The sequence below is a fragment of the Acidovorax cavernicola genome (assembly GCF_003581445.1).
Map to the genome: position 1 here is coordinate 71,472 of NZ_QXMN01000022.1, position 21,814 is coordinate 93,285.

Consider the following 21,814-nt stretch of genomic DNA (forward strand, 5'->3'; position numbering starts at 1 on the left):
GGTGATCAGGTGGTGAGGGAAAGCGTCATCGGCTTGAAGACCCGCAACCACTTCGGCGCGGGCAGGCCCCAGCGAGTCTGGATGGTTTGGGCGCGCTCGGCAAGCACCTCGCGCTTCGGGCGGGACGGCGTGCGCTGGGCCAGCACCACCGTGTTGCCTTCACGCGTCGGCTTGAAGGCCCAGACGGCATCGGCACCGAAGGCGGCGGCGATTTTCTCGAGGCTGCGTTCGTAGCTCGACGAGCGGCCGAAGAGGTTGACCGTCATGCAACCATCTTCGGTGAGCAGCGCGCGGCAGTCGGCGTAGAAGTCTTCGCTGTCGAGCACCGGCGCGGCTGCTTCGTGGTCGTACAGGTCGACCTGCAGCGCATCGACCGTGCCGTGCCATTCGGACTTGCGGATTTCCTCGGCCGCATCGGCGATCACCACGCGCAGCTTCAGGTCGTCGGCCGGCAACTTGAACCAGCCGCGGCAGGCCGAGACCACCTGCGGGTTCAGCTCGATGGCGGTGGTGCGCATGCGCAGCGTCTTGCGGCTGAACTTGGTGAGCGTGGCCGCGCCCAGGCCGAGCTGCATCGCGTGGCGGTTGCCCACGCCCTTGCCGTCGACGAACAGCAGCCAGGCCATCATCCGCTGCACGTACTCGAGCTCGATCTCGAACGGCGCGTCGAGCTTCATCGAGCCCTGGACCCATTCGGTGCCCAGGTGCAGGTAGCGGATGTCGCCCCAGTCGGAAAAATTGACTTCGGGCAGGACGAGGGTTTTCTTGGAAGAAGAAGCGGAAGAAGCCATCAGAGAAGGTGGTGGGCGACGAAAACCTCGCGCCAGGCCGCGAGCTTGCGCTCGAAGGACCACGACGCATTGGCGGGGCTGGTGGAAGGCAGCGAGTAGACAGGCACCCCGAGGGTGCGCGTGTGGCGTGCGTGCTTGAAGCTCTCGCCGCCGTTGTGGGCGATGGCCGCGAGCTTCGGCAGTTGCAGGCCGGCGATGTCGTTCACGACCGCCGAACGGATCGCCGTGTCGAGGCTGCCCTCGCGCTCGCAGGCGCCGTACACGTCCCACACGCCGAGGCCGCGATCAAGCAGCCAGTCGCAGCGCGCGCGGTAGCTGTCTGCACCCGTCGGAAGCGGGGGGTCGGGCCAGAGGGCTTGCAAGATCTTCCAGAACTGATTTTGGGGATGCGCATAGTACTGCTGCCGCTCGAGCGACTTGACGCCGGGGAAGCTGCCGAGGATGAGCACGGCGGTGCAAGGGCCGACGATGGGGGCGAGGCCTGTGAGCACCGGGCTGCCGGGTGCGGCGGATGGATTCATGGGCTGCATCTTGGCACCGTCGCCGCCCACCGTCATGAAGCCGCGGGCCTTGACCCTGCCCGACCTTCGACGAGCGAGGGGGCGAAAGCAGCACCACTCCCACCGAAAGAAAGACCGGCAACTTCGCCGGAAACAGCCACCGAATCGTCATGGGCCGGCCCGACCCGTCAGGTATTCTCCGCGCTTCATCGACACATCCTGGCGGAGGGAGCAAGCATGACCATCTCGGAACGCACCGAGACGTTTTTCGGCAAGAGTGTTCAGGACTATCAAGGTGGCGACGTGGCCGGCGGCGCCGGCATCGTCCACCGCCTGTGCCTCGACTACGACGACGGCCGCTCGATGGGCGCCCTGCTCGAGGAATACCTGTCCAGGGTCGACAAGACCTCCCTCGACGCCCTGATCCTCGGGCCCTGGTCCGAGCCCCACGACACCGGCCCAGACGACGCGTTCGAGGTCCTGATCAAGCAGGCGTCCGAACTGGCGAACCTCAAGGCGCTTTTCGTCGGCGACATGACCTTCGAGGACTGCGAGATTTCCTGGATCATCCAGGGGAACTACCAGCGCCTCCTGCAGGCCTTTCCCCAGCTCGAGGTGCTGCGCATCCGCGGTGCGACCTCGTTGCAGCTGCCCGCGTTCAGCCATTCCGCGCTGCGTGAGCTCACGATCGAATCCGGCGGCTTGCCGCGCGAGGTGAGCGAGGGCCTGGCGCAATCCACGCTCCCATCGCTCGAGCGCCTCGAACTGTGGCTGGGCACCGACGAATACGGCTTCGAGGGCGACGTCGATCTGTTCCGTCGCCTGCTGCAGAAACTTCGCACGCCCAAGCTGCGCCACCTCGGGCTTCGCGATGCCGAGATCGCCGACCAGGTGGCTGCCTGGCTGGCGACCGAAAGCTGGGTCGCAGACCTCGAAACCCTCGACCTGTCGCTCGGCACGCTCGGCGACGAAGGCGCCAAGGCCTTGCTCGCGAGCCCTCATGTCGCGTCGCTCAAACGCCTCGACCTGTCGCACCACTACATCGGCGCACCGGTTCAGGCCCAACTGCGCGCGGCCATCCCCGGAGTCGTCCTGGACGATCCGCAGGAGCCCGACGAAGGCTACCGGTACGTGGCGGTTGGCGAGTAGGCGTCCGGCGATGCTCCCGTGGGTGGTGCTGGGCGTTGCGACGAGCAAGCGCACGCAAGGCTTGCTCGCCGCTGCCCGGGAGACGGGCGCCGCCGTACGGCTTGTCGAATGGCGCGAATGGCTGGCCGATGCGCACGCGCTGGAAGACCGCCTCCAGCAACCCTGCCGCTTCAAGATCGAACCGCCCGGGGACGATGCACGGGTGCACATGACGCTCGTGAACATCGGGTGCAAGCGCCTCGGCCGAGCACCTTGTGTCCCCATCGAACGGGGCGAGCTGGCGCACGCGGATGCGTGGTTCGAAGGGTTCAGCGTGGCGATGCATCGCCTCGGGCACATGCTCGCGGCGATGCCTCATGTGCAGGCGGTCAACGCGCCCGCGGAGATCCTGGCGATGACCGACAAGCTGGATTGCCAGCAGCAACTCCAGTCGCGATCCGTGCCGACCGCGCCCCTGCTGGGTCTGGTGCGTGACTACGAACATCTGGTGGCCCTGATGAACCAGGGCGACCTGGATCGCGTTTTCCTGAAAGCCCGCTACGGTTCATCCGCGTCCGGTGTGATCGCATTCCGGCGCAATCGCCGCGGGCAGCAGCAGGCCGCCACGACCGCGCAACTTCACGAGGACGGGCGATTGTTCAACGTCAAGCGCATGTCCTGCTACACGCGGCACGACGAGGTGCGCCGCGTGGTCGACCTCGTGTGCGCCCAGGGCGCCTACGCGGAGGCCTGGCTGCCCAAGCCGCGCCACGGCGCGGGGCATTTCGACCTGCGCGCGGTGACCTTCGGCGGCCGCGTCGCGCATCGCGTTGCGCGCCTGGGACAACGGCCGATGACCAATCTCCACCTGGACAGCGAGCGCGTCGATCCCGACCGCGTGCTCGCCCCCGAAGACCAGACGGCGCTCGCCGCCACAGCCGAACGCGCCGCGAGCGTGTTTCCGCACAGCAACGTCATCGGGTTCGATCTCGTCGTGCGCCAGGGGCAGGCGCGGGTCCTGGAGGCCAACGCCTTCGGCGACCTGCTGCCGGGCTGGCTGTGGCAAGGCAAGGACACCTACGCCACCGCCTTCGGCGACGGCGCGATGCGATGAGCGGGACCGTCGACATGAACCAAGTGGTCGGCACCCACGACATCGTGCTGATCACGCTCGACACCTTGCGCTACGACGTGGCGCAAACGGCCTTCGAGCGCGGCGAGCTGCCGGTGCTCTCGCGGCACCTGCCTCCGCAAGGCTGGGAGAAGCGCCACACGCCGGGCAACTTCACCTACGCAGCCCACCACGCATTCTTTGCCGGCTACCTGCCGACGCCCGCCACGCCGGGATCGCACCCCCGGCTGTTCGCCACCGCCTTTCGCGGCAGCGAAACCACGGCGCGCACCACCTTCGTCTTCGACGAAGAAAACATCCCCAAGGGCCTGGGCGCACGCGGATACCGCACGGTCTGCATCGGCGGCGTGGGTTTCTTCAACAAGCAGAACGCGCTGGGCAACGTCTTCCCCGGGATGTTCGCCGAGAGCCATTGGAATCCCGCGCTGGGCGTGGGGCATCGCCGGTCCACGGAGCGCCAGGTGGACCTGGCCGTGCAGCGGCTGCGTGCCGATGCGCAGCGTGTGTTTCTCTTCATCAACGTGTCGTCGATCCATACACCGAATCGCGCCTACCTCCCTGGTCATGCCGAGGACTCCATCGAGACCCATGCCGCCGCATTGCGCTACGTGGACGGCGCGCTGGCCCCCTTGTTCGATGCATGCGCGTCGCGCGGGCCCACCTTCGTGATCGTCTGCTCCGACCACGGCACGGCCTATGGCGACGACGGGTTCCACGGCCACCGCATCGGCCACGAGTGCGTGTGGACCGTTCCGTACGCGCACTTCTTCCTGGGGACGTCGTGCTGAAAGCCGCCTCACTCGCCGAATGGCTGCAGCAGGGGCCCTACCAGGCCTACTCGTACAGCTACCCGCACAAGAGCGCCTACCGCGCGTTGCCCTCCCGGTCGTTGCGCGCAGCCTGGGCCACGGAAGATCGCTCCGCGCTCTTTGCCTACATCCACGTGCCCTTCTGCACGATGCGGTGCGGCTTCTGCAACCTCTTCGCGATGGCGCAGCCCGCCGAGACGCTCGTCGAGTCCTATGTCGATGCCGTCGTGCGGCAGATGCAGGCCATGGACCGCGCCCTCGGCGAGCGCCGGTTCGCACGGCTGGCGGTGGGTGGCGGCACGCCCAGCTACCTCCCGGCCGCGCTGCTCGAACGGCTGTATGTCGCTGCCGAGCGCATCCTCGGCATCGACCTGCAGGCCACACCGTCGGGCATCGAGGTCTCGCCCGAGACGGTGACGCCGGACCGCATGCGCGTGTGCCGGACGATGGGCGTGCAACGCGTGAGCATGGGTATCCAGAGCTTTGCGCAGCACGAGGTGCGCGCGCTGGCACGTCCGCAGCAGAACGCCGTGGTCGTCGAGGCCATCCGCCAGATCCGGGAGGCGGGTTTTCCGGTCCTGAACCTTGACCTGATCTACGGCATCGACGGCCAGACGGTGGAAAGCTGGCTGTCCTCCATCGAGAGCGCGCTGTCGTTCGCGCCGGAAGAGCTCTACCTCTACCCGCTCTATGTGCGCGAGCAGACCGGGCTCGGGAAGATGGCGATCCGCAAGGCCGACCAGGGTGCGGATTTCCGGCAGGCGCTGTACGCCGCGGCACGGGCACGCCTGCTGGACGCGGGCTACACGCAGGTCTCGATGCGCATGTTTCGCGCGCCACATGCCCCCCGGGACAGCGGCCCGGTCTACTGCTGCCAGGACGACGGCATGGTGGGGTTCGGTGCCGGTGCCCGCTCCTACACCCGCGGCTTTCACTATTCGTCCAGCTACGCCGTGCAGCGCAGCGCGACGCGCAGCATCATCGAGGACTTCATCGCCTGCGACGAGGAACAGTTCGCGCAGGCCGGCTACGGGTTCGAACTCGACAGCGACGAGCAACGCCGGCGCTTCGTGATCCAGTCGCTGCTCACAGACCCCGGCCTGTCGCACGCCGCCTACACGCAGCGCTTCGGCGCCTCCGTGCTCGAAGACCTGCCGCAACTGCAGGAACTGACGACGCTGGAACTCGCGACGGATGAGGCGGGCCTTTTCCAGCTGAACGCGCAGGGCGTTTCCTATTCGGACACCATCGGCCCCTGGCTCGCATCGGCAGCCGTGCGCCGCCTGATGCCGGACGCGCCATGCTGACCGTTCTCTACCGAGGAAGCCTGTCGAGCTGCAACTACAGCTGCAGCTATTGCCCGTTCGCCAAGCGGCGGGACTCCCGCGCCACGCTGGCGCGGGATGCCGCCGAGGTGGCACGCTTCGTCGACTGGGCGGGCGGGCAGAGCCGCCCTCTGCGTGTCCTGTTCACGCCCTGGGGCGAGGCCATGGTGCGACGCCATTACCGCCACGCGATGCTGACGCTCGCGGCGATGCCGCATGTGTCCCAGGTGGCCTTGCAGACCAACCTCGCGGGGCCGCTGTCGTGGCTTGCCGAGGCACCGGCCGGCAAGATCTCCCTGTGGTGCACCTATCACCCCGACCAGACGCGCATGGAGCGCTTCCTCGAGCGGACCCGGCAGCTTTCCATGCTGGGCATCGGCCATTCGGTCGGTGTCGTCGCCCGACACGAGCACTACGAGGCCATTCGCGCCCTGAAATCAGCACTGCCTGAAACGACGCCCTTCTGGCTCAACGCCTACGACAGGCGTGGCCCGGGCTACTACGCGGCCCAGGACCTGCAGTGGCTCGATGCCCTCGACCCCCGGTTCGTCCACGAGCACTCGCCCGGGCCGTCACGCGGAAAGGCCTGCCGCGCAGGTTCCGAAGCCATCGTCGTCGATGGCTCCGGCGAAGTGCAAAGGTGCCACTTCATCCCGCGGCGACTGGGCAACCTCTATGCCGACGACCTCGACGGCATGCTGGAGGAGCGACCTTGCAGCCGGTTCAAGTGCGACTGCTTCATCGGCTACGTGCATCGCCGGGACCTCGACTTCTACCCCGCTTACGGCGATGGCGTGCTCGCCCGCATTCCGCTGCACCACGACACCCGCCCGCCATGGACAACGCCGGACACGCGCGCCTGAAGGACGCAACGCCCTGCGTCGTCTGGCTCACCGGCATCTCCGGTGCGGGCAAGTCGACCGTGGCGCGCAAGGTCGAGACCCGGCTTCACGCGCTGGGCAGGCACACGGTCCTGCTGGATGGCGATGACATGCGGCGCGGCCTGAACCGCGACCTCGGCTTCACCGATGCGGACCGCATGGAAAGCACCCGGCGGGTTGCCGAGGTCGCGGCACTGATGCGCGCGGCGGGCCTGACCGTCATCGTGGCGCTCATCTCGCCGTTTCGCAGCGCTCGCGCGATGGCCCGCTCGCTCGTTCCAGCGGGCGCATTTTTCGAGATTCATGTCGATACACCGATCGAGATCGCGGAAGCGCGCGATCCGAAATCCCTGTATCGGAAGGCAAGGCGAGGCGAGATCGCCGACTTCACGGGCATCGACTCCCCCTATGAAGCACCGGAACGGCCGGAGCTACGCCTCGACGGCGCCCATGCGTCCCCCGATGCGCTCGCGGACCAGGTGATCGAATTGCTGCGCGCTACAGAACAGGCAGGCCGTTAAAGGCGACGACGCTTCCCATAAAAAAACCCGCCGAAGCGGGTTTTTCATGTCGGGTTCGGCGCCCGCTTAGGGCTTCTTCGCGGCTTCGTTCTCGGCCGTGCCCGGCACCTTCTCGCCGATCGCCTTGCCGGCGCTGCGCATGCCGTCGGCCGTCTTGTGGCCGGCGTTTTCAACTGCGTCGCCGGTCTTCACGGCCGCCTTCTTGGTGGCGTTGGTGGCCTTCTTCGTGGTGTTCTTGGTCGCGTTCCAGGCCTTCTTGGTGCCGCGCTCGGTGGCGTTGGCTGCCTTCTTGGTGCCGCTCTTGGTGGCATCCCAGGCCTTCTCTGCGCCACTCTCGGTGGCGTTCACGGCCTTCTTGGTCGTGCTCTTGGTGGCGTCCCACGCCTTCTCGGCGCCGCGCTCGGTGGCGTTCACGGCATCCTTGCCGGCTTCCTTCACCTTCTCGGTGGTGGTGGGCTCGGCAGTGGTTTGCGCAACGGCCGACACACCGATGGAGGCCAGCGCCAATGCGAGCGCGACGGGCAGGGTGCGAACAAAAGATGTGGTCATGAAAGACTCCTTTTTTGAGTGAAGTGCGGAGTGACGACAGTGCCACTGGACAACCAACGTCACTTCGAACTTCAAGGATGACATCAAAAACGGCCCCATGGCCTGCGCTGGCGCAACTCGGGAACTTGACCTACGCGGGAGGCGGACGCCCTTCCGACACGTTCAGCAGACTTTGGAGCTTCGGCAGCGCTGCCACCGCATTGCGCGTGGTGTTTTCAGCCAGCGACTCGATGTCGATGCCCCGCAATTGCGCCACCACCTCGGCGATGCGCGGCAACTCGCCAGGCTCGTTGCGGCCCTGCGCCTGTCCGGCGTCGCGCTGCGCCTGCGTGCGGTAGAGCCAGTGCGGCTGGATGTCGGGCGCATCGGTTTCCATCACCAGCGCCTCCATCGGCAACGTGGTCGCAAGACGGCGCAACTGCAACGCACGCTCGAAGGTCACGGCACCGCCGAAGCCCAGCTTGAGTCCGAGGTCGATGCACGCCTGCGCCTGCTGCTCGCTGCCGTTGAACGCGTGGGCAATGCCGTGCCACGGCCTGCCACCCGCCGTCTGTCGCAGGTGCTTGAGCACCTTGTCGACCGAGCGGCGCACATGGATGAGCACGGGCAGCCCGTGCTTGCGCGCCAGTTGCAACTGAGTGTGAAAGAAGCGTTCCTGTTTGTCCGCGTCCAGGCCTTCGACGAAGTAGTCGAGCCCGATCTCGCCGACCGCCACCAGGCGCGGGTCGCCGCGTCGCGCGGCCAGTTCGGCATCGAGCGTTGCCAGGTCGGCATCGCTCGCCTCGCCCGTGCACAGCGGGTGGATGCCCAGCGCGTAAGCGTCGCCCTGCGCGTGGGCCAGCTCGCGCACGGTCGCGAAATTGAAGGCCGCCACCGCCGGGATGACGCACATCGACACGCCCCGCGCGGCCGCGCGGGCCCGGATCGCAGGCATCTCCGCACCGAATTCGGGCGCATCGAGGTGACAGTGGGTATCGACAAACGCAGCCATCGCGCGATGATGCCCGAAGGGATGCACAGGCGCGGAAAGCGTGCTACTGTGAACTCCTTCTAGCGTCCTTTTTGCCGGAGGTGCTTCGATGCGCAGGCCCGCCTTCTACAGCCGCTCGCCCCGCACGCTGCCGCCGGCCGCAGAACCGGCGGCCGGGTCGCCGGCGGATGCCGCGGCTGTGCCCGAAGCCGACACTGTGCAAGCCACCGCTCCCGCACCGCGCGCGCGCTGGCAACCCGGGCGCCGCGCCTTCGCGCTGCTGACCGTCACCTGCATCGCCATCGCCGCCGGGGGCGCCTACTGGGCGCCGCGCCACGGCGCCAAGGCGCTCACGCAGAAGGACATCGACGCCGCCGTGCTGCGCACGTTGCAGACCGCCACCCTGCCCTCGCCCGCCGCCAAGGCCGCCGACATCGTGCGGCCTTCCGTCGTGCGCGTGGTCGGCTACGGCCCCGAGAAGACCACGCCCGAGGCCAAGACCCAGAAGCGCGGCCGCAACATGGCCAAGGGCAAGCCGCCCGAGGCGCCCGCCGACGGCGGCACGCCGGGCGAGGTCGAGCGTGGCGTGGGCACGGGCGTGGTGATCGTCGACAAGGGCGTGATCCTCACCAACCTGCACGTGGTCGCCGGCGCCGAGAAGATCAAGGTCACCTTCGCCGACGGCCTCGAAGCGGTGGCCGTCATCACCGGCGTGCAGCCCGAGAACGACCTCGCGGTGCTGCAGGCACAGAAGATTCCCGACGACCTGATCCCCGCCGTGATGCGCTCCACCGCCGACCTGCGCTCCGGCGATGCCGTGGCCGCCGTGGGCTTTCCGTTCGGCATCGGGCCCTCGGTGTCGTCGGGCGTGGTGTCGGGCCTGAAGCGCTCCTTCCGTTCGCCCGAGGGCAAGCAGGAACTGGGTAACCTGATCCAGTTCGACGCCGCCGCCAACCCCGGCAACTCGGGCGGTCCGCTCATCAACATGGACGGCGAGGTGCTGGGCATCGTCACCGCCATCCTCAACCCGACGCAACAGCGCACCTTCATCGGCATCGGCTTCGCGGTGCCGATCGAGAACGCGGCCTCGGCGGCAGGCTCGCCACCGTTCTGACCTTTCTGACTTCTTCGAAAGCCCTTCGCATGAGCACAGAGAACCCGACCCCTTCGACCTTTTCGACAGCCCCCGCCACCGCCGAGCTGATGGAGCAGATCCTCTACGAGGTGAAGCGCGTGGTCGTGGGCCAGGACCGCTTCCTCGAGCGCGTGATGGTCGCGATGCTCGCGGGCGGCCACCTGCTGGTCGAGGGCGTGCCGGGGCTGGCCAAGACGCTCACCATCAAGACGCTGGCCGACACCGTGCGCGGCCAGTTCAAGCGCATCCAGTTCACGCCCGACCTCGTGCCGGCCGACCTCGTGGGCACGCGCATCTACAACCAGAAGACGGGCGAGTTCAGCACCTCGCTGGGCCCGGTGTTCGCCAACCTGCTGCTGGCCGACGAAATCAACCGCGCGCCAGCCAAGGTGCAGAGCGCGCTGCTCGAAGTGATGCAGGAACGCCAGGTCACCATCGCCGGCGAGACGCACAAGGTGCCGCGTCCCTTCCTCGTGATGGCGACGCAGAACCCCATCGAAACCGAGGGCACCTACCCGCTGCCCGAGGCGCAGGTCGATCGCTTCATGATGAAGGTGATGGTCGACTACCCGAGCGACGAGGAAGAGTTCGTCATCGTGCAGCGCGTGATCGGCCCGGCCGTCTCGGCCACGCCGGTCGCCACCACCGAACAGCTCGCCGAGCTGCAGGCCGAGGCGCGGCGCGTGTACGTCGACCCCTCGCTGATCCAGTACGCGGTGAAGCTGGTGTCGGCCACGCGCACGCCCGAGAAGCACGGGCTGAAGGACCTGCGCCGCTTCATCACCTTCGGCGCCAGCCCGCGCGCGAGCATCAGCCTCACCGAGGGTGCGCGCGCCCTGGCATTGCTGCGCGGCCGCAGCTACGCGCTGCCCGAAGACATGAGCGCGCTGGTGCCCGACGTGCTGCGCCACCGCGTGACGCTGTCCTACGAAGGCCTGTCCGAAGGGCTCACGCCCGACGGGCTGATCGAGAAGATCATGAAGGCCGTGCCCGCTCCTCCCAAGCCCCTCGAACATGAAAAGCTGGTGGCGTAAGGCCCCCGAGGCCGCGAACGACGACCGGCTCGCCATCGAAGCCGGCGGGGCCGAACGCGCGCTGCGCCGGCTCGAATGGACCGTGATCCGCCGGCTCGACGGCCTGCTGCAGGGCGACTACCGCACGCTGATGCGCGGCAGTGGCCTGGACCTGGCCGACCTGCGCGAGTACCAGCACCACGACGACGTGCGCCACATCGACTGGAACGTCACCGCGCGGCTGCAGACGCCGCACGTGCGCGTGTTCACCGAAGACCGCGAGATGTCCGCGTGGTTCGTGCTCGACCTGAGCCGCTCGGTCGACTTCGGCTCGGGCCTGAAGGCCAAGCGCGAAATCTCGGCCGGCTTCGTCGGCGTGATCGCGCGGCTGCTCACGCGGCACGGCAACCGCGTCGGGGCGCTGGTCTACGGCCACGACCTCGAAGCCGTGATCCCGCCGCGCACCGGACGCCGCCATGTGCTGCACCTGCTGCATGCGATGGAAAGGCGCGCCCACCAGGCTGAAGCCAAGGCTACGCCCGCGCAGAAAGGCATGACGCGGCTGGCCGACCTATTGAACTCGGCCGCCGCGCTGATGCCGCGCCGCTCCACCGTGTTCGTGGTGTCCGACTTTCTCAGCGAGCCCGGCTGGGAGCGCCCGCTGGGCCAGCTGGTGCAGCGGCACGAGGTGGTCGCAGTGCGTCTTTTCGATCCGCTCGAACTCGAGCTGCCCGACCTGGGCCTGGTGCCGCTGCGCGACGCCGAGACCGGCGAGCAGCTGTGGGTCGACACCCATGACGCGGGGTTCCGCAAACGCTTCGCGCGGCTGGCCGCCGAGCGCGAGACCACCCTGCGCGCCACGCTGGCACGGGCCGGCGTCGACGCCCTCGAACTCTCGACCAGCGACGACCTGGTCGAAGCCATCGTGCGATTCGCGGACCTGCGCAAGCGCCGGGTCCGGGGCGTCGCGGCGGGTGGCGGGAAGGCGATGGTGGCGGCATGACATTCCTCTGGCCTCAATTCCTCTGGCTGCTGGCGGCCTTGCCGCTGCTGGTGCTCCTGTATGTCTGGCTGATCCGCCGCAAGAAGAAGATGGCGGTGCGCTACGCCAGCCTGTCGATCGTGCGCGAGGCCATGGGCCCGGGCCAGAGCCTGCGGCGCCACATCCCGCCGCTGCTGTTCCTGCTGGCGATGGCCGCCATGCTCGTGGCGGCGGCGCGGCCGATGGCGGTGGTCGTGCTGCCGTCGAACCAGCAGACCATCATCCTGGCAATGGATGTGTCGGGCAGCATGCGCGCGGCCGACGTGCTGCCCAACCGCCTCGTGGCGGCGCAGGAGGCGGCCAAGAGCTTCATCAAGGACCTGCCGCGCCACGTGAAGGTGGGCATCGTCGCCTTCGCGGGCAGCGCGCAGGTGGCGCAGTTGCCGACCACCAACCACGACGACCTCGTGACGGCCATCGACAGCTTCCAGCTGCAGCGCGCCACGGCCACGGGCAACGCCATCGTGGTGTCGCTGGCCACGCTGTTCCCCGATGCGGGCATCGACATCTCGCAGTTCAGCGCGCCGAGCCGCCAGCGCGGCATCCCGATCGACCAGAACGAGAAGCAGCTCAAGGAGTTCACGCCCGTGGCGCCCGGCTCGTTCACCTCGGCCGCCGTCATCATGCTGACCGACGGCCAGCGCACCACCGGCGTCGACCCGCTCGACGCGGCCAAGGCCGCGGCCGACCGCGGCGTGCGCATCTACACGGTGGGCGTGGGCACGGTGGACGGCGAAACCATCGGCTTCGAAGGCTGGTCGATGCGCGTGCGGCTCGACGAGGAAACGCTCAAGGCCATCGCCAACAAGACGCAGGCCGAGTACTTCTACGCCGGCACCGCGAGCGACCTGAAGAAGGTCTACGAAACGCTGAGCTCCAAGCTCACCGTGGAGAAGAAGGAAACCGAAATCTCGGCGCTGTTCGCGCTGGGCGCCGCGGTGCTCACGCTGCTATCGGCGGGGCTCTCGCTGCTCTGGTTCAACCGGATTCTTTAGCGCCGGCACTCGCCGCACTGGCCGGCGCGGGCGGCAGCTTCACCGCCGCGACGCCGCCCAGGAACAGGTCGGCCACGATCGGCGCGATGGCCGCGTGGTCGAGCCGGCCACCGGGCTTCATCCAGGTGAACATCCAGTTGATCATGCCGAACAGCAGCATGGTCAGCGGCTTGGCGAGTTCGTCGCTCGGCGAGCCGGGGCGCAGCGCCGACACCGCGCGCGCAAAGCCCGCGACCACGGCGCGCTCCTGGTCGAGCACGCGCTCGCGATCTTCGTCTTCGAGAAAGCGCACATCGTCGGTCAGCACGCGGTGGGCGTCCTGCGCGCCGGCGTATTCCTCGACGATGCGGTAGATGAAGCGGCGCAGCCGCTCCTCGTCGGTGTGGGGGTTGGCCTCTTCCTCGGCCACCAGCGCCGCGAGCTTGGAGACGTGCGTCTCGGCGATGCTGATCAGCAGGCTGCTCTTGTCCTTGTAGTAGTGGTAGAGCGTGGCCTTCGAGAGGTTGCAGGCCTCCGCGACCTGGTTCATCGAGGTCGCGGGGTAGCCACGGCGGGCGAACAGCTGGGCCGCCTGCGCGAGGATCAGTTCGCGCTGGTCGTCATAGGTGGCGGATCTTCCTCGCGGCATCGGGTCTTCTTCCTGGGTTGTCTGTCGGTTGCTTCAAGAAAAAAGCAGCCGCGATCTTGCACGAAGCCGCAGGGCTATCCGCGGCGGGTGGCGATGAGCGAGCGCACGTCGGTGGCAGGCAGGCGCGGCCGGTCGGCTTCGGGCTGCGCCAGCGGCGTCACCTCGTGCAGACTGGCCAGGCTGCGCACGGTGAGCGCCTGGTAGGTCTGCGTGCCTTCGAGCTTCCAGGCGATCTCCTCGTCGCTGAGCTCGCGCCGCACCTTGGCCGGAATGCCCGCCGCGAGCGACCGCGCGGGCACCTTCATGCCGGCGGGCACGAAGGCGCAGGCCGCGACGATGGCCTTCTCGCCCACCTCGGCCTCGTCCATCACCACCGCGTTCATGCCCACGAGCGCGTCGCGCCGCACGATGCAGCTGTGCAGGATCGCGCCGTGGCCGATGTGGCCGTTGACCTCCACCACCGTGTCGTTGTCGGGAAAGCCATGGATGCAGCAGTGGTCCTGCACGTTCGAGCCTTCCTGCAGCACGATGCGGCCGAAGTCGCCGCGCAGGCTGGCGCAGGGGCCCACGTAACAGTGCGGGCCGACGATGACGTCGCCAATCAGCACGGCCGTGGGATGCACATAGGCGCTGGGGTCGACGACGGGGATCACGCCGTCGATGGAATAGCTGGGCATTCGGTATGTCTCCTTGTCCTGGTTCGGCTGGCTTTTGGGGGATCTCAGGGTTTGCCCTGAATACAGCCCGCTTGTGCCGGAATCGAGGTCGATCCTAAAATCAACCGAACGGTCGGTCAATAGTGTTTGCATGCCGAACCGCCCCCACAAAGGATGAAAGAGACACGCATGACTGAGCCTTTGGTACTCATCAGCAATGCTGGCGCCGTCCGCACGCTGAGCCTGAACCGCCCCGCGGCGCTCAACAGCTTCACGACGGAATTGCACGCCGAGCTGCTGGCGGCCCTCGAGTCGGCCGCCGCCGACGACAGCGTGCGCTGCGTGGTGCTCACCGGCGCGGGCCGTGCCTTCTGCGCGGGGCAGGACCTGGCCGACCCGTCGGTCGCACCCGACCCCACGCCGGGCGCCGCGCCCAAGGACCTGGGCCATGTCATCTCTGCCTACTACGGCCCGCTGGTCGCCCGCCTGCGCTCGATGCCGGTGCCGGTGGTCGCAGCCGTGAACGGGGTTGCCGCCGGAGCGGGCGCCAACCTCGCACTGTGCTGCGACCTCGTCGTGGCCGGCCGCTCGGCCAGCTTCATCCAGGCCTTCACCAAGATCGGCCTCGTGCCCGACACCGGCGGCACCTGGCTGCTGCCGCGTCTCGTGGGTCCGGCGCGCGCACTGGGCATCGCGATGCTGGGCGACAAGCTGCCCGCCGAGGAAGCCGCGCGCATCGGCCTGATCTGGCAGTGCGTGGACGACGCGGCGCTGGCCGACACCGCCGCCGCGCTGGCCACGCGCCTGGCCGGCATGCCCACGCGCGCGCTGGTCGCCACCCGCGAGGCCATGGCCGCCGCGCAGAACCTCGACCTCGGTGCGGCACTTGCCGAGGAAGCACGCATCCAACGCGACATGGGCAACGCCGACGACTACCGCGAAGGCGTCGAGGCTTTCCGCGCCAAGCGCGCTCCCGTCTTCAAGGACCGCTGAGCCATGACCGAGATTTCCCGCTCCCCGCAACAGACCGCCGAGTTCGTGCGCGACGGCATGTTCGCCAACGACAACGCCAGCAAGGGCCTGGGCATGCGCATCGTCGAGGTCGGCCCCGGCCAGGCCACGCTCGAAATGCGCGTGCGCCCCGACATGCTCAACGGCCACGCCATCTGCCACGGCGGCTTCATGGCCACGCTGGCCGACTCCACTTTCGCCTTCGCCTGCAACTCGTACAACGAGCTGACCGTGGCCTCGGGCTTCGCCATCGACTTCATCGCTCCGGCGCGCGAAGGCGACGTGCTGACCGCGCGCTGCCATGAAGTCTCCAAGGCCGGACGCACCGGCGTGTACGACACCGAAATCACCAACCAGCGCGGCGAGCGCATCGCGATGTTCCGCGGCCGCTCGTACACAGCCAAGGGCCGCCCGGCCGTCCCGGCTTGAGGAGACACCCCACCATGACCGTGAAACACCCCGCCCCCGGCGACCTCGACCCCATCGAAACCGCCAGCCGCGACGAGATCGCGGCGCTGCAGCTCACGCGCCTGCGCGCCACGCTGCGCAATGCCTACGACAACGTGCCGCACTACCGCCAGGCCTTCGATGCCAAGGGCGTGCACCCCGACGACCTGAAGTCGCTGGCCGACCTGTCGAAGTTCCCCTTCACGGTGAAGACCGACCTGCGCGACAACTACCCCTTCGGCATGTTCGCGGTGCCGCGCGAGAAGGTCGCGCGCATCCATGCATCGTCGGGCACCACCGGCAAGCCGACCGTGGTGGGCTACACGAAGAACGACATCGACACCTGGGCCGACTTGGTCGCGCGCTCGATCCGCGCGGCGGGCGGGCGACCCGGCGACATGATCCACGTGGCCTACGGCTACGGCCTCTTCACCGGCGGCCTGGGCGCGCACTACGGCGCCGAGCGCGCGGGCTGCACCGTCATCCCGATGTCCGGCGGTCAGACCGAGAAGCAGGTGCAGCTCATCCAGGACTTCAAGCCGAACATCATCATGGTCACGCCCAGCTACATGCAGGTGATCATCGAGCAGTTCGAGCGCCAGGGCCTGGACGCGAAGGACAGCTCGCTCAAGGTCGGCATCTTCGGCGCCGAGCCGTGGACCGAAGCCATGCGCCGCGACATCGAGGCCAAGGCCGGCATCGACGCGGTCGACATCTACGGCCTGTCCGAAGTGATGGGCCCGGGCGTCGCCAGCGAATGCGTCGAGAGCAAGGACGGCCCCGTCATCTGGGAAGACCACTTCTACCCCGAGATCATCGACCCCGAGACCGGTGAGCTGAAGGCCGACGGCGAAGAGGGCGAGCTCGTCTTCACCTCGCTGAGCAAGGAGGCGATGCCGATCGTGCGCTACCGCACGCGCGACCTCACGCGCCTGTTGCCGCCCACCTCGCGCGCGTTCCGCCGCATGGGCAAGATCGTCGGTCGCAGCGACGACATGATGATCATCCGCGGCGTCAACGTCTTCCCCACGCAGGTGGAAGAGATCGTGCTCGCGCACCAGGCGCTCTCGGGCCTGTACCAGGTGCACGTGAGCCGCGCCGACAAGCTCGACCAGGTCGAGATCCACTGCGAGCTCACGCCGCACGAGGCCGCCGCGGCCGACCGCACGGCCATCTCCGACTGGGTGCAGCACCGCGTCAAGACGCTCATCGGCATCTCCACGCGCGTCGTCGTGCACGGCCCCGACGAGATGGAACGCACCCAGACCGGCAAGGCCCGCCGCGTGATCGACACGCGCCCGCGCTGAGCCGCCCCGCCCCACACATCGCACCGAAAGGACACGCACATGTACACCCAGGCCATGGACACGATGGGCAAGGACGCAGGCGACGGCAAGCAGAAGGCCGTGCGCTCCGCCGACGAGATGCGTCTCGAGGAACGCTTCGACGCCCGCATCGACGCCGGCGACTTCATCGAGGCGAAAGACTGGATGCCCGAGCACTACCGCAAGACGCTCGTGCGCCAGATCAGCCAGCACGCGCACTCGGAAATCGTCGGCATGCTGCCCGAAGGCAACTGGATCAGCCGCGCGCCCACGCTCAAGCGCAAGGCCATCCTGCTGGCCAAGGTGCAGGACGAAGGCGGGCACGGCCTGTACCTGTACGCCGCCGCCGAGACGCTGGGCACCTCGCGCGACCAGATGTTCGACGCGCTGCACACGGGCAAGGCCAAGTACAGCTCGATCTTCAACTACCCCACGCTGACCTGGGCCGACATGGGCACCATCGGCTGGCTGGTCGACGGCGCGGCCATCATGAACCAGGTGCCGATCTGCCGCTGCTCGTACGCGCCGTATGCGCGCGCCATGATCCGCATCTGCCGCGAAGAGAGCTTCCACCAGCGCCAGGGCTACGAAGCTCTGCTGACGATGATGAAACAAGGCACCGACGCGCAGAAGGCCATGGTGCAGGACGCCGTCAACCGCTGGTGGTGGCCCTCGATCATGATGTTCGGCCCGCCGGACGACCAGTCGCCCAACTCCGCGCAATCGATGCGCTGGGGCATCAAGCGCTTCAGCAACGACGAGCTGCGCCAGAAGTTCATCGACGCCACCGTCGAGCAAGCCGCGATCCTGGGCGTGACCCTGCCCGACCCCGACCTGAAGTGGAACGAAGAGCGCCAGGCGCATGACTTCGGCGTCATCGACTGGAGCGAATTCTGGCGCGTGATCGGCGGCGACGGCCCCTGCAACCGCGAACGCCTGCAGGCCCGCGTCGACGCCTGGGACGACGGCGCCTGGGTGCGCGAAGCCGCAATGGCCCACGCCAACAAACAACCTTTGAAGGAAGCAGCATGAGCACCGAAGTGAAACAAGAGTGGCCCCTGTGGGAAGTGTTCGTGCGCAGCAAGGCGGGCCTGGACCACAAGCACTGCGGCAGCCTGCACGCGGCCGATCCGAAGATGGCGATCCAGATGGCGCGCGACGTCTACACCCGCCGCCAGGAAGGCAGCAGCATCTGGGTGGTGCGCTCCGACCAGATCGTGGCCAGCGACCCGGGCGACAAGGACATGTTCTTCGACCCGGCGGAAGACAAGGTCTACCGCCATCCGACCTTCTACGAGCTGCCCAAGTCCGTCGACCACATGTGAGCACCGCGCCATGCAAGCCTCGATCGAACTGAACCGCACGCCCGCCGTGCAATACCTGCTGCGCATCGGCGACACCTGCCTGGTGCTCGCGCAGCGCCTGGGCGAATGGTGTGGCCACGCACCGGTGCTCGAAGAAGACATCGCGATGGCCAACATCGCGCTCGACCTCGTCGGCCAGGCCCGCGCGCTGCTCACGCACGCCGGCCAGCTCGAAGGCGCCGACCGCGCGCACGACGAAGACCAGCTCGCCTACCTGCGCGAAGAGCGCGACTACTTCAACCTCACGCTGGTCGAACTGCCGCGCGGCGACTTCGCCTTCGCCGTGCTGCGCAACACCATGGTCGCCACGCTGCTCAAGCTGCTGTGGCAGCGTCTGGCCGCATCGAGCGACGCCGAGGTGGCCGCCATCGCCGGCAAGGCGCTGAAGGAAGCGCGCTACCACCAGCAGCATTCGGCCGACTGGGTCGTGCGACTGGGCGACGGCACCGACGAGTCGCGCCGCCGCACCGAGAAGGCGCTCAAGCAGCTGTGGCTCTACATGCCCGAGCTGTTCGAGAGCGACGACGTCGAAACGCAAGCCAGCGCCAGCGGCCTCGGCCCGGCCTGGAGCGAACTGCGCGAGGCCTGGATGGACGAGATGCAGCAGGTGCTCGACGCCGCCGGCCTCGCCATGCCGAAGGAAGCCGCGTTCCGCAGCACCGGCAAGCAGGGTGTTCACAGCGAGCACATGGGCTACATCCTGGCCGAGATGCAGCACCTGCAGCGCAGCTTCCCCGGGGGCGTGTGGTGACCTCCGACGCCGTGACGGCCTCGCGCGTCGATGCGGCCTGGGCGGTGCTGCACACCGTGCCCGACCCCGAGGTGCCGGCCGTGTCGGTCTGCGACCTGGGCATCGTGCGCGAGGTGATCGAGCACGACGACGGCCTGGAGGTCGTGCTCACGCCGACCTACTCCGGCTGCCCCGCGACCGAAGCCATCGAGCACGACGTGCTGGCCGCCATCGAGAACGCCGGCCTCGGCCGCGCCCGCGCCACGCTGCGCCGCGCGCCCGCCTGGACCAGCGACTGGATCAGCGATGAAGGCCGCGCCAAGCTGAAGGCCTACGGCATTGCACCGCCCGCGCACCTCACGCCCGAGCAGGCCGCGACCACCGCCATGCCGATCAAGCTCTTCGGCCGCATCGCCGGCGAACGCATCGCCTGCCCGCGCTGCGCCAGCGAGCGCACCGAGCGGCTCTCGGCCTTCGGCTCCACCGCATGCAAGGCGCTGTACCGCTGCCTCGCATGCCGCGAGCCTTTCGAACATTTCAAGCCCATTTGAGGCACACCCACGATGAGCACCCTCTTCCACCCCCTGCGCGTGAAGGCCATCGAGCCCGACACGCACGAGGCCGTCATCGTCTCGTTCGAGGTACCGACCGACCTGCAGGAAGTCTTCGGCTTCACGCAGGGCCAGTACCTCACGCTGCGCCATGACATCGACGGCCAGGACCTGCGCCGCTCCTATTCGATCTGCGCCGGCATCGACGACGGCGAACTGCGCGTGGGCGTGCGCAAGGTGCGCGGCGGCGTGTTCTCCAACTGGATCAACGCGCACCTGCAACCCGGCGACAGCCTGCAGGTGATGGCGCCGCAAGGCCGCTTCTTCGTGCCCATCGAGCCGGCGTCCGCGCGCCACCATGTGGGCATCGCGGGCGGTAGCGGCATCACGCCGATCCTGTCGATCATGAAGACCGTGCTCGCGCGCGAACCGCACAGCCGCTTCACGCTGATCTACGGCAACCGCCAGTTGCAGTCCACGATGTTCAAGGAAGAAATCGAGGACCTGAAGAACCGCTACATGACGCGCCTCGTGCTGCAGCATGTGTTCTCCGACGAGCACACCGATTCGCCGCTGGGCTTCGGCGTGATGAACCGCGAGAAGATCGGCGAGTTCCTGGCCTCGGTGGTGCCCGCCGCGCAGATCGACCATGTGTACGTGTGCGGCCCGTTCCAGATGAACGACGAAGCCGAGGCCGCACTGCTGGCCGCGGGCGTGCCCGAGGAGCGCATCCACATCGAGCGCTTCGGCGTCGCGCTGCCCTCGGCCACTTCCGCCAACCAGGTCGGCGCCGTGGTGCACGAGGCGCAGCCGGGCGATGCCAAGCAGGCGCGCGTGACCATCGTGCGCGACGGCCTGCAGCGCGAGATCACCTTCACCGAAGGTCAGCCCAGCATCCTCGACGCGGCCTCGGCGGCCGGGCTCGAAGTGCCGTTCTCGTGCACCTCGGGCGTGTGCGGCACCTGCCGCGCGAAGTGCGTGGACGGGGAAGTCCGCATGGAAAGAAACTTCGCGCTCGACAAGAATGAAGTGGCCGCGGGATTCGTGCTGACTTGCCAGGCCCACCCCCTGACCGACCGCGTCACGCTGTCCTTCGACGAGCGTTGAGCGCACGACATTTCCCTCGGCTTTCATTTCAACCCGGAGACAAACCAACCATGAAATTCTTCAAGCCCCTGCTGATCGCCGCCCTGTGCGCCACGGCCCTCTCGGCCTGGGCCGACGTCAACGTCGGCGTGACCATCTCGGCCACCGGACCGGCGGCTTCGCTCGGCATCCCCGAGAAGAACACCATCTCGCTGATGCCCAAGACCATCGGCGGGCAGAAGATCAACTACATCGTGCTGGACGATGCCTCCGACACCACGGCCGCCGTGAACAACACGCGCAAGCTGATCGCCGAGAACAAGGTCGACGTGATCCTGGGCTCGACCACCACGCCGGCCTCGCTCGCGATGATCGACGTGGCCAGCGAAGCGCAGACGCCGATGATCTCGGTGGCCGCCTCGGCGCGCATCATCGAGCCGATGGACGCCAAGAAGAAGTGGGTCTTCAAGACGCCGCAGAACGACATCATGATGTCGCTGGCCATCGCCGAGCACATGGCCGCCAACGGCGTGAAGACCGTGGGCTTCATCGGCTTCTCCGACGCGTACGGCGAAGGCTGGTCGCAAGAGTTTGCGAAGGCCGCCGACCTGAAGAAGATCAAGATCGTGGCCAACGAACGCTATGCGCGCTCGGACACCTCGGTCACCGGCCAGGCCCTGAAGCTCATGTCGGCCAAGCCCGACGCGGTGCTGGTCGCCGGCTCCGGCACGCCGGCCGCGCTGCCGCAGAAGACGCTCAAGGAGCGCGGCTACACCGGCAAGATGTACCAGACGCACGGCGTGGCCAATGCCGACTTCCTGCGCGTGGGCGGCAAGGACGTCGAAGGCACCTTCCTGCCGGCCGGCCCGGTGCTCGTGGCCGACCAGCTGCCTGCCAGCAACCCGGTGAAGAAGTCCGCGCTCGCGTACGTCGCCGCCTATGAAGCCGCCTACGGCAAGGGCACGGTCTCGACCTTCGGCGCGCACGCCTGGGACGCGGGCCTGCTGATGAGCTCGGCCGTTCCGGTCGCGCTGAAGAAGGCCCAGCCGGGCACGCCCGAGTTCCGCGCCGCACTGCGCGATGCGCTGGAGCAGACCAAGGAAGTGTCGGGCGCGCACGGCGTGTTCAACATGACGGCGGCCGATCACCTGGGCCTGGACCAGCGCGCGCGCGTGATGGTGAAGATCGAAAACGGCGCCTGGAAGTACCAACCCTAAGCTCGCCC

Annotated in this window: 24 protein-coding genes and 1 pseudogene; 19 read left to right on the plus strand and 6 right to left on the minus strand. The window is 68.0% G+C overall.

The window, feature by feature from the left end:
* Window positions 1-5 precede the first annotated feature (5 nt).
* Window positions 6-791, minus strand: a complete 786-nt coding sequence (locus D3H34_RS17950; RefSeq protein ID WP_119555388.1) for a class I SAM-dependent methyltransferase — start codon at window positions 789-791, stop codon at window positions 6-8.
* A complete protein-coding gene (locus D3H34_RS17955) occupies window positions 791-1,312 on the minus strand; it encodes a DNA-deoxyinosine glycosylase (RefSeq protein ID WP_119555464.1) in 522 nt (173 codons plus the stop codon). Before D3H34_RS17955 ends, D3H34_RS17950 begins: the two co-directional genes overlap by 1 nt.
* Window positions 1,313-1,528: 216 nt before the next feature.
* Here D3H34_RS17955 and D3H34_RS17960 point away from each other — a divergent pair, with 216 nt between their 5' ends.
* The 6 genes and pseudogenes from D3H34_RS17960 to cysC form a co-directional block, all read left to right on the plus strand.
* Window positions 1,529-2,440 carry an STM4015 family protein gene (locus D3H34_RS17960; protein WP_119555390.1) on the plus strand — a complete coding sequence of 304 codons (912 nt, stop codon included), beginning with the start codon at window positions 1,529-1,531 and terminating at the stop codon, window positions 2,438-2,440.
* A 10-nt stretch (window positions 2,441-2,450) separates the two neighbouring features.
* Window positions 2,451-3,533: an STM4014 family protein gene (locus D3H34_RS17965; RefSeq protein WP_119555392.1), complete on the plus strand. Its 1,083-nt coding sequence runs from the start codon at window positions 2,451-2,453 to the stop codon at window positions 3,531-3,533.
* A 14-nt stretch (window positions 3,534-3,547) separates the two neighbouring features.
* Complete coding sequence (locus D3H34_RS17970; RefSeq protein ID WP_119555466.1) at window positions 3,548-4,339, plus strand: STM4013/SEN3800 family hydrolase; 792 nt, start codon at window positions 3,548-3,550, stop codon at window positions 4,337-4,339.
* Window positions 4,333-5,667: an STM4012 family radical SAM protein gene (locus tag D3H34_RS17975; protein WP_205736749.1), complete on the plus strand. Its 1,335-nt coding sequence runs from the start codon at window positions 4,333-4,335 to the stop codon at window positions 5,665-5,667. The genes D3H34_RS17970 and D3H34_RS17975 overlap by 7 nt, the downstream gene beginning before the upstream one ends.
* Window positions 5,661-6,548, plus strand: coding sequence for an STM4011 family radical SAM protein (locus tag D3H34_RS17980; RefSeq protein WP_119555394.1), 888 nt, complete (start codon window positions 5,661-5,663; stop codon window positions 6,546-6,548). Before D3H34_RS17975 ends, D3H34_RS17980 begins: the two co-directional genes overlap by 7 nt.
* Window positions 6,521-7,087 (plus strand): annotated as a pseudogene (gene cysC / locus D3H34_RS17985) (adenylyl-sulfate kinase); the annotation flags it as partial. The gene D3H34_RS17980 and the pseudogene cysC, both read left to right, overlap by 28 nt.
* Before the next feature lie 66 nt (window positions 7,088-7,153).
* Here the strand turns inward: cysC and D3H34_RS17990 are convergent.
* Complete coding sequence (locus D3H34_RS17990) at window positions 7,154-7,636, minus strand: hypothetical protein (RefSeq protein ID WP_119555398.1); 483 nt, start codon at window positions 7,634-7,636, stop codon at window positions 7,154-7,156.
* 130 nt (window positions 7,637-7,766) lie between these two features.
* A complete protein-coding gene (locus D3H34_RS17995) occupies window positions 7,767-8,627 on the minus strand; it encodes a TatD family hydrolase (RefSeq protein ID WP_119555470.1) in 861 nt (286 codons plus the stop codon).
* A gap of 88 nt (window positions 8,628-8,715) precedes the next feature.
* Here D3H34_RS17995 and D3H34_RS18000 point away from each other — a divergent pair, with 88 nt between their 5' ends.
* From D3H34_RS18000 to D3H34_RS18015, 4 genes are read left to right on the plus strand one after another with little or no spacing between them, the layout of a single operon-like run.
* Window positions 8,716-9,720 carry a S1C family serine protease gene (locus D3H34_RS18000; RefSeq protein WP_119555400.1) on the plus strand — a complete coding sequence of 335 codons (1,005 nt, stop codon included), beginning with the start codon at window positions 8,716-8,718 and terminating at the stop codon, window positions 9,718-9,720.
* Between the two features lie 29 nt (window positions 9,721-9,749).
* Window positions 9,750-10,775, plus strand: coding sequence for an AAA family ATPase (locus D3H34_RS18005; RefSeq protein WP_119555402.1), 1,026 nt, complete (start codon window positions 9,750-9,752; stop codon window positions 10,773-10,775).
* Window positions 10,756-11,757, plus strand: a complete 1,002-nt coding sequence (locus tag D3H34_RS18010) for a DUF58 domain-containing protein (protein WP_119555404.1) — start codon at window positions 10,756-10,758, stop codon at window positions 11,755-11,757. The genes D3H34_RS18005 and D3H34_RS18010 overlap by 20 nt, the downstream gene beginning before the upstream one ends.
* Window positions 11,754-12,791: a VWA domain-containing protein gene (locus D3H34_RS18015; protein WP_119555406.1), complete on the plus strand. Its 1,038-nt coding sequence runs from the start codon at window positions 11,754-11,756 to the stop codon at window positions 12,789-12,791. The genes D3H34_RS18010 and D3H34_RS18015 overlap by 4 nt, the downstream gene beginning before the upstream one ends.
* Here the strand turns inward: D3H34_RS18015 and D3H34_RS18020 are convergent.
* Window positions 12,775-13,419, minus strand: a complete 645-nt coding sequence (locus tag D3H34_RS18020; protein WP_119555408.1) for a TetR/AcrR family transcriptional regulator — start codon at window positions 13,417-13,419, stop codon at window positions 12,775-12,777. The genes D3H34_RS18015 and D3H34_RS18020 overlap by 17 nt on opposite strands.
* 74 nt (window positions 13,420-13,493) lie before the next feature.
* Window positions 13,494-14,096 carry a phenylacetic acid degradation protein PaaY gene (locus tag D3H34_RS18025; protein ID WP_119555410.1) on the minus strand — a complete coding sequence of 201 codons (603 nt, stop codon included), beginning with the start codon at window positions 14,094-14,096 and terminating at the stop codon, window positions 13,494-13,496.
* 168 nt (window positions 14,097-14,264) lie between these two features.
* On the opposite strand from D3H34_RS18025, the gene D3H34_RS18030 reads away from it, so the two are divergent.
* From D3H34_RS18030 to D3H34_RS18070, 9 genes are read left to right on the plus strand one after another with little or no spacing between them, the layout of a single operon-like run.
* Complete coding sequence (locus D3H34_RS18030; protein ID WP_119555412.1) at window positions 14,265-15,068, plus strand: enoyl-CoA hydratase-related protein; 804 nt, start codon at window positions 14,265-14,267, stop codon at window positions 15,066-15,068.
* A 3-nt stretch (window positions 15,069-15,071) separates the two neighbouring features.
* Window positions 15,072-15,515: a hydroxyphenylacetyl-CoA thioesterase PaaI gene (gene paaI / locus D3H34_RS18035; RefSeq protein WP_119555414.1), complete on the plus strand. Its 444-nt coding sequence runs from the start codon at window positions 15,072-15,074 to the stop codon at window positions 15,513-15,515.
* Window positions 15,516-15,529: 14 nt separating this feature from the next.
* Window positions 15,530-16,840 carry a phenylacetate--CoA ligase PaaK gene (gene paaK, locus D3H34_RS18040; RefSeq protein ID WP_119555415.1) on the plus strand — a complete coding sequence of 437 codons (1,311 nt, stop codon included), beginning with the start codon at window positions 15,530-15,532 and terminating at the stop codon, window positions 16,838-16,840.
* Between the two features lie 39 nt (window positions 16,841-16,879).
* Complete coding sequence (gene paaA, locus D3H34_RS18045) at window positions 16,880-17,890, plus strand: 1,2-phenylacetyl-CoA epoxidase subunit PaaA (protein ID WP_119555417.1); 1,011 nt, start codon at window positions 16,880-16,882, stop codon at window positions 17,888-17,890.
* Entirely contained in the window at window positions 17,887-18,183 is a 297-nt protein-coding gene (gene paaB / locus D3H34_RS18050) for a 1,2-phenylacetyl-CoA epoxidase subunit PaaB (protein WP_119555419.1), read from the plus strand. The genes paaA and paaB overlap by 4 nt, the downstream gene beginning before the upstream one ends.
* A gap of 10 nt (window positions 18,184-18,193) precedes the next feature.
* Window positions 18,194-18,973, plus strand: a complete 780-nt coding sequence (gene paaC, locus D3H34_RS18055; RefSeq protein WP_119555421.1) for a 1,2-phenylacetyl-CoA epoxidase subunit PaaC — start codon at window positions 18,194-18,196, stop codon at window positions 18,971-18,973.
* The gene (paaD, locus tag D3H34_RS18060) at window positions 18,970-19,503 is read left to right on the plus strand and encodes a 1,2-phenylacetyl-CoA epoxidase subunit PaaD (RefSeq protein WP_119555472.1); all 534 of its coding nucleotides are present in this window, start codon (window positions 18,970-18,972) and stop codon (window positions 19,501-19,503) included. Before paaC ends, paaD begins: the two co-directional genes overlap by 4 nt.
* A gap of 12 nt (window positions 19,504-19,515) precedes the next feature.
* On the plus strand, window positions 19,516-20,610 hold the full coding sequence (gene paaE, locus D3H34_RS18065) for a 1,2-phenylacetyl-CoA epoxidase subunit PaaE (protein WP_119555423.1): 1,095 nt from the start codon (window positions 19,516-19,518) through the stop codon (window positions 20,608-20,610).
* Window positions 20,611-20,660: 50 nt separating this feature from the next.
* Window positions 20,661-21,806: an ABC transporter substrate-binding protein gene (locus D3H34_RS18070; protein WP_119555425.1), complete on the plus strand. Its 1,146-nt coding sequence runs from the start codon at window positions 20,661-20,663 to the stop codon at window positions 21,804-21,806.
* The last annotated feature ends 8 nt before the right edge of the window (window positions 21,807-21,814 follow it).